Below are 12,266 nucleotides of genomic sequence, written 5' to 3' on the forward strand. Positions count from 1 at the left end.
CCTATGCTCCTTCCTGCAAAGCGGATTCCAGATACATCTCTTCATAGACTGCAGCGGGCGACATATCCGCCGCCCCGGGATACCTGGCGCGGAACGAATCAATCACCCGCTGTATGCCTTCACGCGAAGCTGCCGGCCGATCCTGAAATCGCCTCGCATAGAAGCGCTGGATCGCGGCCGCCTGCGTAGCATCCACAAAACCCAGATGGCGCTGCAACACCGGAATGACTTGTTCCGATTCGCTCTTGAACAAGCGGATGGCGCGTACATAGGCGGTCACCACTTTCTTCACCAGTCCAGGCTGCGCCGCAGCCAACCGGCGGGTGGTAGCCAGCACCGGCCCCTGGTAGCCCAGCGCTTGCCCAAGGTCGGCCAATTCGCAAAAGCCAAAAGCCACCTCGCCTGCCAGCTTGTAATCGGCAGTCAGTACGCCTGCGTCGATACGGCCGTCGGCCAGCGCACGATAGATCGCCGGGTAGGTGCCAAGCGCCACCAGCGTCGCATCATGCTTGCCCCAGCGCGCCAGAATCTGGCTGGCTGAAAAACCGGTCTGGCCGGCGGCAGATAGCACCCCCACGGTGGAAATCCGGGCCGGATCGGTGATGCCATTCCGACCGAGCAGGTGCAATGCGGCAAGCTTCTCGGCCGCCATCACGATCAGCGGGTCGTGGCCGTCCAGCGCGGCCTGAACCACTGGCACCGATCCGAATTCCGCAAACTGGAATTCGCCACCGATCAACCCGGCCACGCCATCGGGCCCGGCAGTCTCTTCCCGGACGATCTGCAGGTCCAGGCCCTGCGCCGCAAATGTGCCCAACGCGCGCCCGATCACGCCCAGGCTCTGCGCGGTGGAGCGCAGCCCGAGCGCCAGCGTCACCGGCGTGAGCGCCGCGTCAGGATCCGGCCCGCCGTGGCCGCTGCCATTCTTGTTCATGCCCCGCCTCCCCTGTTCCATTTCTTGCGGCCACATCACCGGATGCGCAGCAAATTCAAAACCGTTAGCCAACTAAGCATTGCTAATAACATTAGCATCGTTTGATCAAATCGTGCGTGAAAAAAATGGCGCTCCGCCGGGCGTCACCGCGATGGTGCGCCGCATCACCAACCCGGTGCCCAAGGCGAGAAGTGGGACCGATCAAAGCCAGGAAATGTCCGATAAGGTGCATGGGCGGCCTCGAAATTGATAGCGGCAGCGGGCACTTTTCTTGCGATCAGTGATCATGAAAAAAACGCTTTTCAGCAAAACAAAAACTCTGATACTGTTAGGACACTAACTAACTTTGACAGGCATGGACATGAACGTGTCGACATCCGAAATCAAGTTTGTGGAGCGACCCGGCCAGCAGGGCGGCAAGGCGCCGGCAGCTCGTCGCAACCCGTGGAAGGACGTGGAAGAAAAGTTTGCGCTCGGCCTGCGCAACCACTGGTATGCGATCCTGCCCAGCGACGAACTGCCGCTGGACAAGCCGGTCGGAATCAAGCGCCTCGGCGCCGACCTGGTGGTGTGGCGCGACGCTGAAGGCCAGGTGCGCGTATTCGAAGACCGCTGCCCGCACCGCGGCGCCAAGCTCTCGCTGGGCGTGCAACAGGACGGTGGACTGCGCTGCTGGTATCACGGATGGAAGTTCGACAGCGAGGGCCAGTGCAATTCGATCCCATCCGAAGGCGGCGAATGCGCGACCTCGAAACGGGTGCGCGTGCGCTCCTATCCGGTCGAAGAGCATGGCGGCCTGATCTTCGCCTATTTCTCCAGCGACGACAGCCCTCCCGCCGTGCCCTGCCAGAATCCCTATGAACTGGAAAGCCCCGAATGGAACGGATTCATCGTCCGCCACCACTGGCAGGGCGTGCCGTGGATACGGGCGATGGACAACCTGATCGATCCGATCCATGGGCCGTTCCTCCACATGGGGACTTACACGCTGAGTTCGAACAAGGGCCATACCGACACGATCGAGGTGCGCAAGAACCCGGACGACAGCTATTTCGTCGGCCGCAAGGGACAGGCGCTGGTCAATTTCGACTTCACCGAATACCACTTTCCCAACTGGTTCCGGCTTGACATTCCCTACCCCTGGTCGGCCGGACCTGGTGGACCAATGCGCATCCTGGTGCTAGTGTGCCCGATCGACGCCGATTCGTGCCAGGTGTACATGGTCCGCAAACGCAAGATCACCGGCTGGAAATGGTGGTTGTGGAAGGCGCTATGGCACATCCGCCTTGAAAAGAAAATGTGGCAGGTGATCGACCAGGACGTCGCCATCCTGAGTTCGCAGGACGGCACTACCTGTCTCGACCATGAAAGCCTGGTGCAAAGCGATGCGGGCATCGCAACCATGCGCAAGCTGTTCCGCGAGGCTGCTCAAGCGAAGGAGGATCGTCCATGAGCCTGTACACAGTGCAGCAAACCCTGTTCCGGCTCAAGAAAGACAAGCCATTTTCCGCCACGTTCAAGGAGCTTGGCGCCGCCGCACTGGCGACGCTGGACCTGTCGGAACAAGAGCGCGATGCCGTTGCCAATGGCGACCTCGCCGGGCTGTATCGAATGGGCGTGCACCCGCTGCTGCTGGCGCCCTATGCACGCCTGATGGGCATTGCACGGCCGCGCTACCAGGAGCTGCTGGCGCCGCTGGCAGGCCTGCAACGGCTGAAGAGTTGAGAGATTCAGAGATGATCGCCGTTTTCCCTGCCAACGCAGCACAACGCATGGAGTATCAAAATGGGTAGTCTGGTTTTTGCCGGGGCAATGAGCCACGCGCCAGGTATCGCGGCATTCACCAGCGCCGCCGAAGAAGGGCAGCGCCAGAGATTCTTTGCTGCGGTCGAACAGGCCCGGGAACAGCTAGCGCAAGCGCGTCCCGATGTGCTGGTGGTGATTGCACCCGACCATTTCGCCAACTTCTTCATCGACAACATGCCGGCCGCCTGTGTCACGACAGCCGAGTCCTATGTCGGCCCGATCGAGGACTGGCTGGGCATGCCGAAAACCAGGATTCCGGGCGCCCCGGCACTGGCGCGTTCGATCCTGGCCCGCGCATTCGCAAACGACATCGAACCGGCGTTCTCGGAGAGCGTTGAGCTCGATCATGGCGTCATGGTCGCGCTCAAACTCCTGACACCGGACCTCGACATTCCTATTGTCTGGATCATGCAGAATTGCCAGGTGCCGCCGCTGATGTCCCTGAAGCGTTGCTATGCGCTGGGCAGAGCCGTTCGCGAAGCAATCGATGCCAGCACGCTGCGGGTCGCCGTGGTCGGCACCGGCGGACTGTCGCATGCCCCCGGCGCGGCAGAGGCAGACCAGCTTGATCCCGCATTCGACCGTCACTTCCTGTCGCTACTCGACCAGAACGCGATTCCAGAAGTTCTGGCACTGACCAATGAGCGGATCGATGCCGCCGGTTTTGGCGCCTGGGAAATCAGGCAGTGGGTTACCGCCCTCGGCGTGGCGCATGACCGCAAGCCACGCACGCTGGCGTACGAGGATATCCATGCCTGGGACACCGGCTGCGCGGTGGCGCTGTACGAATGATTCCTGTCCAGCCTGCATGCAAGAGCCGGCAATGGTCTGCACGGCGTGCCGAACATGCGGCTGCCCCGCCTCACCATGGTAATCACGAATGACTACGACGAAATCCATAAAGAAGCCCGAAGCGAAGCCAAAGGCAAAGCCCGAATCGAAGCCAAGACCCGAAGTGGCGAAGATCGACAGCAGCGCATACCCGCTGGAGGACAGCATTGGATTCCTGGTTTCCATCACCAACCGCAAGTTGATGCGGGTGCTGGACCAGCAGATTGCCCGCCATGGCATCACGTCCGGAACGTTCTTCTATCTGCGCGTGCTGTGGCAGGAGAACGGCATCAGCCAAGGCGACCTGGCGCGCCGCGTCAACTGCTCGGCGCCAACTGCCAATGCCGCCCTGCGAAAGTTGCAGACCGCGAAGCTGGTGGTGTTGAACAGCGATCCTGAAGACGGCAGGCGGGTCACCGTCAGCCTGACCCGGAAGGGACGCGAACTCGAGCAAAAGATACTGCCGATCATGGCGGAAAGGAACAAGCTCCTCTCCCGGGGGATGAGCAAGAAGCAGATCGATGAGCTGCGCAGGACATTGACCCTGTTGCAAGCCAACGCGGAATTTTAGGCAACACCGGCAGTTTCTTGATCCACGCACCGACAGAGGCCATCCATGGAAAAGAATCAGTTCTCCCGCAGGAAATTCTTGGCGACATCAGCTGCCGCCGGCGTTGCGCTGGCAGCACCGGCGCTGATCCAGGCGCAATCCCGCTCATCTGCGCCCATCAAGCTGGGGGTCAACCTGCCGACCTCCGGCGTCTTTGCCCAAGTTGGCCAGAACGCGATCGTGGGCATGAAAATGTACCTGGATTCGGTGAAGAGCAAAGCTGCCGGCCGCCCCATCGAATTGATCATCGAGGACGAAACGGTACAGGTGAATGTCGGCGTGGCGAAGGCGCGCAAGCTGCTGGAGAACGATCGCGTCCATGCGCTGCTGGGCGGCGTCGCCACACCGGTCATTTACGCTACGGCGCCGCTGATCATCAAGGAGCGCACGCCCTATGTCATCACAGTGGGCGGTGGCTCCGAGATAACGCGTCCAGGCAAGCGAAACAAATATACGGTGCGCACCAGCTACAACATCTGGGCACAGGCCTATCCGTTTGCCAAGTGGCTCGCGCAGAACAAGCTCAAGCGCGCCTACATTTTTTGCCCGGACTTTGCCGCAGGCAAGGAATATGCCGCAGCATTCCGCGCCGGCTTCACCGAAGGGGGTGGCACCATCACCGGTGAGTCGTACGCGCCGCTGGCCTCGCCCGATTTCCTGCCTTTCGTGCTCAAGGTCGCTGAGACCAAGCCGGAATCGGTCTTCGGCTTCTGGGCTGCCAGCGCGGCTGTTCGCTTCCTCAAGGCCGCCGACCAGGTCGGCCTGAACCGCAGCGCCAAGCTGCTGCTTTCGGGATTCGCCACCGACTACGACACTCTTCCGGAGACCGGCAATGCATCGATCGGCGCGCTGTCCATGCATGCGTGGAACCTCGACCTGCCGAATCCGGAAAACAAGGCATTCGTCCAGGGCTACACCTCGCAGTTCAACAAGCCGCCCTCCTACCTCCAGTTGTTCGGCTGGGATGCGCTGCGTGCCGTAGCCGCTGCAGCCGAGCGGGTCAAGGGCGATGTCGAGGACAAGGAAAAATTTGCGGCGGCCTTCCGCGGCCTGGTTTTCGCAAGCCCGCGCGGACGCATGGCCATCGACGAGACAACCGGCGACGTGGTGCAAGACCTGTACATCCGCGAAACCGTCGCCGGCGGACGCGATCTGCCGAAGATGAACGTGATCGCCACCTTGCCCAAGGCGACCGACCCGATGGCAAACCAGGCATGATGGCAATTTCTCTGATCGTCGAAACGGCAGCCGACTGATATGGATTATGTTTTCATACAGCTCCTGAATGGACTGTCGTTCAGCCTGCTGCTGTTCTTCGCAGCAGCAGGCTTGTCGATCACCTTCGGGCTGCTCAACCTCGCCAACCTTGCGCACGGCGGCTTCTACATGATCGGCGTCTATATCGCGTTGACTGTGCTGGCCGCCACCAAGAACTTCTGGCTGGCCCTGGTCATCGCGCCCGTCCTGGTCGCCGGCCTGGGTGCCCTGATGGAACTGGGCTTCCTGCGCAAGCTTTATCGGCGCGACCACCTCGACCAGGTATTGCTGACACTGGGCTTTGCCTACCTGATCTGGGACCTTGCGAACTGGATCTGGGGCGGCGACCCTTACCTGCTGCCGCCGCCGGCCGGCCTGGACAGCTCGATCAAGATTGCGAATATCAGCTACCCGGTGTATCGCCTCGGCGTGCTGAGCGCCGGCATTCTGCTGGCGACGACGCTGCTGTGGGTAGAAGCCCGTACCCGCATCGGTGCGATTATCCGCGCCGGCGTTTCCGACCCGGACATGCTGCGCGCCATGGGCGTGAATGTCAGCCTGGTGTTCACGCTCACATTCTGCTTCGGCGCGGCACTTGCCGGTCTCGGCGGCGTCGTCGGCGCACCCATCATCGGCCTCTATCGCGACGTCGACTTCGAGGTGCTGATGCTGGCCACCGTCGTGGTCGTGGTCGGCGGCCTTGGCTCCCTGCGCGGCACGCTCGCCAGTTGCCTGCTGGTGGGCATCCTGGACAGCCTGGGCAAGGTCTATTTCCCGGACTTTTCGTTGGTCTCGATCTACATCGTCATGGTGGTTGTGCTGCTGGTGCGGCCATCGGGCCTGTTCGGGCTCCAACGTTCACACATCACAGGGCATTGACATGAAATCGACGATGTCTCCCATTTCCATAGCCGTCGCGCCACCGGTGTCCGGCCCGCTCGGCGCCGATGCCGAGAAGCGCCGCACCAGGCTGGAAATGCTGGTTTTGTTATTGCTGATCCTGCCCGTGATGTTGAAGAGCGGATATGGCGTCACGGTACTGACCGAAGTGATGGTGTTCGCCATCGCTGCGATGAGCCTCGACTTGCTTCTGGGTTACACCGGACTGGCCTCGTTCGGCCACGCCATGTTCTTCGGGATGGGCGCGTACGCGGCGGGCTTGCTGGGGGTGCACTATCCGGCCCTTCTGCCATTCACACTTGCCGCCGCCGCGCTGGTCGGTGCCGTTGCTGCCTGCGGCACCGCCTACCTGGTGCTGCGATCGGCCGGGATCTACTTCATCTTCCTGACCCTCGCTTTGTCGCAAATGATCTTTGCCGTGGCGTTCAAGTGGAAATGGCTGACCGGCGGCGATGATGGCCTGCCCGGGGTGCCTCGCCCCAGTTTCGGTCCGCTGGACCGTTATTTCAGCGCCGACGACAACACCGTGTTCTACGTCCTGACACTGGTGGTCTTCGTGCTCTCCTACCTGGCACTCAAGCGCATTACCAATTCGCCTTTCGGCTCGGTATTGATCGGGATCCGGGAAAACCGCAGCCGCATGGAAGCCCTGGGCTACGACACGCGCGCCTACATGATCGCGGCATTTGCCATCGCGGGACTGTTCGCCGGCGTTGCCGGCGGGCTGTTCGCCCACCAGTTCCGCCTGGTCTCGCCGGAACAGTTGCACTGGCAAGCGTCGGCAATCCTGCTGGTGATGGTGGTGCTCGGCGGCTCCGGCTCACTGATCGGGCCGGTGATTGGCTCGCTGCTTATCATCCTGCTGCAAAACGTGGTCTCCAGCTACACGCAGCGCTGGCCGTCAATCATGGCGGTGTCCTTCATCATCGTGGTGTTGTATGCACGCGGCGGCATATGGGGTTTCATCAGCAAGCTCGGGCAGTCGCGGGGGGAGAAATGAGCGCTCTCATCGCGACCGGCATCACCCGGCGCTACAGCGGCTTCAACGCCCTGGAGGACGTGAATTTTTCGCTTGCGGCAGGCGAGCGCCGGGCTCTGATAGGTCCCAACGGAGCCGGCAAGTCAACTTTGTTCGACATCCTCGGCGGCCAGCGCGAGCCGAGTTCCGGGACCATCACCTTTGACGGCCAGGACATCACCAGGCAACCGGCTCACCAGCGTGCGCTCAACGGACTGGCCCGCACTTTCCAGCGCAACAACCTGTGCCAGGCACTGAGCGTGCTGGAGAACATCCGGCTTGCGGTGCAGGCGCACGGCAAGGCGAAGCATGACCTGATGCGCCACGCTAAAGCGCACACCGCGATCGTTGAGCGCGCGGAACAGGTGCTGGAAAACATGTCGATGTCCAGCCTGGCCATGCGCCGCGCCGGCGAACTCTCCTACGGCGACCAGCGCAAGCTTGAAATCGCGATGGCGATTGCGAGCGAGCCGCGCGTGCTGATGGTCGATGAACCTACCGCTGGCATGTCGCCGGCGGAAACCGCAGAAATGGTGGCGGTAATGCAAAATCTTCCACGATCGATGTCCCTGCTGATCGTCGAGCACGACATGGATGTGGTAGCAGCGCTGGCAGACCGCACCACTGTGCTGCAAAACGGCATCGTGATCGCGGAAGGCAGCTGGGACGACGTCCGCAACAGCGAAGTCGTGCAACGAGCGTATATCGGCGGGCAAAGGACACCTTGACGATGCTGCAACTCGAATCAGTCAACACGCACTACGGCAGCAGCCACATCCTGCAGGGCGTGAACATGCAGGTCAACGAAGGCGAGGTGGTCTGCCTGCTCGGGCGCAACGGCGCCGGCAAGACCACCACGGTCTCGTCTATCGTCGGCTTTGCCCCGCCCAGCAGCGGCAACATCACTTTCAAAGGCGTCGACATCACTCGCATGCCGGTGGAGCGCCGGGCACGTGCAGGCATTGCGCTGGTGCCGCAGGGCCGGCGGGTATTCCCGATGCTCACCGTCCGGGAAAACCTTGAAGTTGGCAAGCGTCCACTACCAGGCGGGTGGGACCTGGAACGGGTCTACGCCATGTTTCCCCGCCTGAAGGAACGCATGGGCAACCTCGGCAGCAACCTCTCCGGGGGCGAGCAGCAGATGGTGGCGATTGGCCGCGCATTGATGGCCAATCCCTCGCTGATCCTGATGGATGAGCCGTCGGAAGGACTGGCGCCGCTCATCATCGAGGAAATGTACCGTCACATCGAGCAAATTGCCAGGGATGGCACTGCCATCTTGCTGGTGGAGCACAGCCTGGACCAGGCAATTCGCATGGCTAGCCGCATCTACATCATGAACAAGGGATCGATCATGTTCGAAACCAATGATCCGAACGAACTCACCCAGGAAACACGGCACCGCTTGCTGGGCGTGGGCCACAAGGAATGAAGATCCGTCCTGTCCGGGCCGCACGCGGCATGGTTGGCGCCGGCAATCCGCTGGCCAGCGCCGAAGGACTGGCAGTGCTGCGCGCAGGCGGCAATGCCTTTGACGCCGCTGTCGCCGCGGCCGCAGTACTGGCCGTCGTCTCGCCTCATGAGTGCGGGCTCGGTGGCGACCTGCTGGCCGTGGTGCACCACGCAAAGACCGGCCGCACGATGGCGCTCAATGCAAGCGGCCGCTCGCCGGCAGCAGCCACCGTCGACCGCTATCCCGACGGCATGCCCCTGACCGGCCCGCGCTCCGTATCGGTACCCGGAATGGTCGGCGGCTGGGCCGCCCTGCTGGAAGGCTTCGGCACACGCCCCTTCGGCAAGCTGCTGTCCGGCGCGATCCAATATGCCGAGCAGGGCTTTCCGGCTTACGACGACCTGATCGAAAACGCGGCACAGCGCACGGCATCGATTTTTGCGAACCCGCACTGCAAGGCATTGTTTTTCCCGCAGGATCGGCCTTTGCGCGAGGGAGAGATGATCCGCCAGGCCGCTGCCGGCAGGACTCTGCGCGCAATCGCCGCGGACGGCGCTGCCGGTTTCTATCGCGGCCCGGTGGCTGAATCGATGGCGCACACCGTGCAGGCTGGCGGCGGCCTGCTTTGCGCCGCTGACCTCGCTGCCTTTGAACCGCTGTGGCAGGATGTGATGGACGCGCATTTCGGCGAGCACCGCATTTGCACCATGCCGCCAAGCTCATGGGCGACGGCCATGCTGCTGCAAATGTCCTTGATGGAAGCAGAGGGCATTGCGCCCCTATCGCAAGAAGCTGAATTTGTGCTGCAGGGCATCCGCACCCGGCGCCAGGCCTATGCAATGCTGGAAGGATGTATCGCCGATCCCGACGTCGCGGGTGAGCAGGCGCGCACCGTGCTGAACCAGCATCGTGCAGGCTTGGCAACGGGAGCGTGCCCGCCGGCACAGCCGGAAGGCCTGCATGGCATGGACACCAGCAATGTCGTGGTCATCGACAATGAAGGCAATGCCGTATCGCTTCTGCAAAGCGTGTTCGTCCCGTTTGGCTCCGGCGTGCTGGACCCCGAAACCGGCGCGCTCTTCAATAACCGCATGCGCGGCTTCGGCACCCGCCCGGACGATCCCAACTGCGTCGCACCTGGCAAGCGACCAGCGCAAACCTTGACGCCGGTCCTGGTGCTGAAGAATGGACAAGCGTGGCTGGCATGCGGCACGCCGGGCGGACCGGGCCAAACCGGCACCATGGCGCAATTCGCGGCGCGGCTGCTGTTCCACGGACAATCGATGCAGGATGCAATCGGCGCACCTCGCTGGTCCAAGACCCTGGTCGGCGACTTCATCCTGGAAGACACCGCAAGTCCCGCACTGCAGCAGGCGGTCCTGAAGGACGAACCCGAAGTGAAGGTAGCGCCATGGGGATCGATCAATTTCGGCTCCATCGTGGCTATCATGCGCGATGGCGAAGGCCTGGTCGGCTGCGCGGATAATCGGCGCAACGCAGCGATGCACGGCTTTTGAACCATCCACCTCAAGCCCTACAGTCAAGGAATCATCATGAGCGGAAAACTCGACACGCACCTCAAACAGGCTGGCATTGAAATCCCGCCAGCTGGCCCCGCCGCCGGCAATTACCTGAACTTTGTCGTCAGCGGCAACATGGCCTACATCGCAGGTTCGGTGCCGATTGAAAACGGGGTCCGCAAATTCATCGGCAAGGTCGGCCGCGAATTTTCGATTGAAGAAGGCCAGAAGGCAGCTGAACTGGCGGCGCTCAACATGCTGGCGCGCCTGAAGGAAGCCTGCGGCGGCGACCTCGATCGCGTGGTCCGTTGCGTCAGGCTGACGGGCTACGTCAATGCACCCGATGATTTCACCGAGCAACCCAAGGTGATCAACGGCGCATCAGACCTGATGGTCAGGGTATTTGGCGAGGCGGGCAAGCACACGCGCACGGCGATCGGCGTCGCTTCGCTTCCTTTCGGCGTCGCGGCCGAAGTGGAAGGCGTTTTCGAGATTCGTTGATACCCATGACAGTCAACGCAAACACGCTGCCCGCCTGGCGTAGCGATCCTGCTGGCCCGGCGCGCGGCGCCGTGATCGTCGTGCATGAAATATTTGGCCTCACGCCTCACATCAAATCACTGTGTGTGCGGCTAGCCGGCGACGGCTATATTGCAGTTGCTCCCGACCTGTTCGCGGGGCAGTTCGATGGTGAATTCCTGCCCTACACGCCGGACGGAAAGCAGACCGGCATCGCCGTCAAGAACCAGCTTGGCGAGGAAGCAATGGCGGCGCAACTGGCGCTGTGGGTAGAACAGCTGGCTACGGAAAACAATGTTGCCGTCATCGGCTTTTGCCTTGGCGGAACGCTGGCGTGGCTGTGCTCGGCGTTGCCCGGCGTGTCATGCGCAGTAGCCTACTACGGCGTCGGCCTGGGCCGTCATCTCGGCGTCCATCCACGGGCTCCGGTCCTGATGCATTTCGGCCGCAGGGATCCATCGATCCCGGCCGCCGAAATAGCGGCACTGCGTGACGCGCATCCCGCTCTCGAAATCCACGAATACGACGCCGGCCACGCATTCAACCGGGACGACGACGTCAACTATCAGGAAGCCAGCGCCAAGCCGGCGTGGCAGCGGACCATGGCTTTCCTCGACCAGCATCTTGGAGAAAAATCATGAAGCGACTGGCTGGCAAAGTGATCCTGGTCACTGGCGCCGCCCGCGGGCTGGGCCGGGCGTTCGCCGAGCGCTGCGCACAGGAGGGCGCTGCGCTGGCCCTGATCGACGTACTGGCGGATGCCGGCGAAGAAACGGCGAGGGGATTGGCTGCGCAAGGCACCGATGTCATCTTTCGCCGCTGTGACATTACCCGGACCGATGAGCTGGATGCGCTGCGCGATGAGATTCAAGCGCGCTGGGGCCGGCTGGACGGGCTGGTGAACAACGCGGCGCTGGCGACCGGCCTGGCCGGGAAAACATTCGACCAGATCGAAGAAGCGAATTGGGATCGCGTGTTCCAGGTCAACGTGAAGGGCACCTGGCTGGTGACCAAGGCTGTGCTGCCACTGTTGAAGGCGGCTGGCGAGGGGCGCATCGTCAACCTTGCATCCGACACTGCCATCTGGGGCGCAGACCTGTTCATGCACTACGTTGCCAGCAAGGGCGCCATCATCGCGATGACACGTGCCATGGCGCGCGAACTGGCGCCGTTCCAGATAACGGTCAACGCCATTGCGCCGGGATTGACGACAACGGAAGCGACCGAACTTGCCCCGCCACGGCGCTGGCAGCAATACCTGGACAACCAGCTGGTCAAGCGCAGTCCGGAACCGGAGGACATCGTCGGCGCTGCAGCCATGCTGCTGTCGGCCGATTCCAGCTTCATCACCGGCCAGACCATCATCATCAATGGCGGAATGACGCTGTCCTGAAATCCGCAATCCGCCATTGACCTGT

General features: G+C 62.2%; 14 protein-coding genes. 13 read left to right on the plus strand and 1 reads right to left on the minus strand.

Features of this window, described 5'->3' with window-relative positions; all coding sequences use genetic code 11:
• Position 1: 1 nt before the first annotated feature.
• The gene (locus tag FVE66_RS16830) at positions 2 to 934 is read right to left on the minus strand and encodes an ABC transporter substrate-binding protein (RefSeq protein WP_161993319.1); all 933 of its coding nucleotides are present in this window, start codon (positions 932 to 934) and stop codon (positions 2 to 4) included.
• Between the two features lie 361 nt (positions 935 to 1,295).
• Here FVE66_RS16830 and FVE66_RS16835 point away from each other — a divergent pair, with 361 nt between their 5' ends.
• The 13 genes from FVE66_RS16835 (at position 1,296) to FVE66_RS16895 (ending at position 12,241) form a co-directional block, all read left to right on the plus strand.
• On the plus strand, positions 1,296 to 2,387 hold the full coding sequence (locus FVE66_RS16835; RefSeq protein ID WP_161993320.1) for an aromatic ring-hydroxylating dioxygenase subunit alpha: 1,092 nt from the start codon (positions 1,296 to 1,298) through the stop codon (positions 2,385 to 2,387).
• Positions 2,384 to 2,659, plus strand: coding sequence for a hypothetical protein (locus tag FVE66_RS16840; protein WP_151448637.1), 276 nt, complete (start codon positions 2,384 to 2,386; stop codon positions 2,657 to 2,659). Before FVE66_RS16835 ends, FVE66_RS16840 begins: the two co-directional genes overlap by 4 nt.
• Before the next feature lie 60 nt (positions 2,660 to 2,719).
• Positions 2,720 to 3,532: a DODA-type extradiol aromatic ring-opening family dioxygenase gene (locus tag FVE66_RS16845; RefSeq protein ID WP_151448638.1), complete on the plus strand. Its 813-nt coding sequence runs from the start codon at positions 2,720 to 2,722 to the stop codon at positions 3,530 to 3,532.
• A gap of 88 nt (positions 3,533 to 3,620) precedes the next feature.
• Positions 3,621 to 4,142, plus strand: coding sequence for a MarR family winged helix-turn-helix transcriptional regulator (locus FVE66_RS16850; protein WP_151448639.1), 522 nt, complete (start codon positions 3,621 to 3,623; stop codon positions 4,140 to 4,142).
• A 78-nt stretch (positions 4,143 to 4,220) separates the two neighbouring features.
• Positions 4,221 to 5,399 carry an ABC transporter substrate-binding protein gene (locus tag FVE66_RS16855; RefSeq protein WP_161993321.1) on the plus strand — a complete coding sequence of 393 codons (1,179 nt, stop codon included), beginning with the start codon at positions 4,221 to 4,223 and terminating at the stop codon, positions 5,397 to 5,399.
• 39 nt (positions 5,400 to 5,438) lie between these two features.
• Positions 5,439 to 6,317, plus strand: a complete 879-nt coding sequence (locus FVE66_RS16860; RefSeq protein ID WP_151448640.1) for a branched-chain amino acid ABC transporter permease — start codon at positions 5,439 to 5,441, stop codon at positions 6,315 to 6,317.
• A gap of 13 nt (positions 6,318 to 6,330) precedes the next feature.
• The gene (locus FVE66_RS16865; protein ID WP_161993322.1) at positions 6,331 to 7,338 is read left to right on the plus strand and encodes a branched-chain amino acid ABC transporter permease; all 1,008 of its coding nucleotides are present in this window, start codon (positions 6,331 to 6,333) and stop codon (positions 7,336 to 7,338) included.
• Positions 7,335 to 8,084: an ABC transporter ATP-binding protein gene (locus FVE66_RS16870; RefSeq protein WP_161993323.1), complete on the plus strand. Its 750-nt coding sequence runs from the start codon at positions 7,335 to 7,337 to the stop codon at positions 8,082 to 8,084. Before FVE66_RS16865 ends, FVE66_RS16870 begins: the two co-directional genes overlap by 4 nt.
• A 2-nt stretch (positions 8,085 to 8,086) precedes the next feature.
• Positions 8,087 to 8,788, plus strand: coding sequence for an ABC transporter ATP-binding protein (locus FVE66_RS16875; RefSeq protein ID WP_151448643.1), 702 nt, complete (start codon positions 8,087 to 8,089; stop codon positions 8,786 to 8,788).
• The gene (locus tag FVE66_RS16880) at positions 8,785 to 10,326 is read left to right on the plus strand and encodes a gamma-glutamyltransferase family protein (protein WP_151448644.1); all 1,542 of its coding nucleotides are present in this window, start codon (positions 8,785 to 8,787) and stop codon (positions 10,324 to 10,326) included. The genes FVE66_RS16875 and FVE66_RS16880 overlap by 4 nt, the downstream gene beginning before the upstream one ends.
• A 36-nt stretch (positions 10,327 to 10,362) precedes the next feature.
• Complete coding sequence (locus tag FVE66_RS16885) at positions 10,363 to 10,830, plus strand: RidA family protein (RefSeq protein ID WP_151448645.1); 468 nt, start codon at positions 10,363 to 10,365, stop codon at positions 10,828 to 10,830.
• Positions 10,831 to 10,835: 5 nt separating this feature from the next.
• Positions 10,836 to 11,489, plus strand: coding sequence for a dienelactone hydrolase family protein (locus FVE66_RS16890; RefSeq protein ID WP_151448646.1), 654 nt, complete (start codon positions 10,836 to 10,838; stop codon positions 11,487 to 11,489).
• Positions 11,486 to 12,241 carry an SDR family NAD(P)-dependent oxidoreductase gene (locus FVE66_RS16895; RefSeq protein WP_194164408.1) on the plus strand — a complete coding sequence of 252 codons (756 nt, stop codon included), beginning with the start codon at positions 11,486 to 11,488 and terminating at the stop codon, positions 12,239 to 12,241. The genes FVE66_RS16890 and FVE66_RS16895 overlap by 4 nt, the downstream gene beginning before the upstream one ends.
• Positions 12,242 to 12,266: the final 25 nt, after the last annotated feature.

Origin of the sequence: Lacisediminimonas profundi (assembly GCF_008831265.1) — a bacterium.
Taxonomy (GTDB): domain Bacteria; phylum Pseudomonadota; class Gammaproteobacteria; order Burkholderiales; family Burkholderiaceae_D; genus Lacisediminimonas; species Lacisediminimonas profundi.

Coding starts and splice junctions, on each gene's coding strand:
- FVE66_RS16830 (WP_161993319.1), bottom strand. CDS start 934: ATGAACAAGAATGGCAGCGGCCACGGCGGGCCGGATCCTGACGCGGCG.
- FVE66_RS16835 (WP_161993320.1), top strand. CDS start 1,296: ATGAACGTGTCGACATCCGAAATCAAGTTTGTGGAGCGACCCGGCCAG.
- FVE66_RS16840 (WP_151448637.1), top strand. CDS start 2,384: ATGAGCCTGTACACAGTGCAGCAAACCCTGTTCCGGCTCAAGAAAGAC.
- FVE66_RS16845 (WP_151448638.1), top strand. CDS start 2,720: ATGGGTAGTCTGGTTTTTGCCGGGGCAATGAGCCACGCGCCAGGTATC.
- FVE66_RS16850 (WP_151448639.1), top strand. CDS start 3,621: ATGACTACGACGAAATCCATAAAGAAGCCCGAAGCGAAGCCAAAGGCA.
- FVE66_RS16860 (WP_151448640.1), top strand. CDS start 5,439: ATGGATTATGTTTTCATACAGCTCCTGAATGGACTGTCGTTCAGCCTG.
- FVE66_RS16865 (WP_161993322.1), top strand. CDS start 6,331: ATGTCTCCCATTTCCATAGCCGTCGCGCCACCGGTGTCCGGCCCGCTC.
- FVE66_RS16870 (WP_161993323.1), top strand. CDS start 7,335: ATGAGCGCTCTCATCGCGACCGGCATCACCCGGCGCTACAGCGGCTTC.
- FVE66_RS16875 (WP_151448643.1), top strand. CDS start 8,087: ATGCTGCAACTCGAATCAGTCAACACGCACTACGGCAGCAGCCACATC.
- FVE66_RS16880 (WP_151448644.1), top strand. CDS start 8,785: ATGAAGATCCGTCCTGTCCGGGCCGCACGCGGCATGGTTGGCGCCGGC.
- FVE66_RS16885 (WP_151448645.1), top strand. CDS start 10,363: ATGAGCGGAAAACTCGACACGCACCTCAAACAGGCTGGCATTGAAATC.
- FVE66_RS16890 (WP_151448646.1), top strand. CDS start 10,836: ATGACAGTCAACGCAAACACGCTGCCCGCCTGGCGTAGCGATCCTGCT.
- FVE66_RS16895 (WP_194164408.1), top strand. CDS start 11,486: ATGAAGCGACTGGCTGGCAAAGTGATCCTGGTCACTGGCGCCGCCCGC.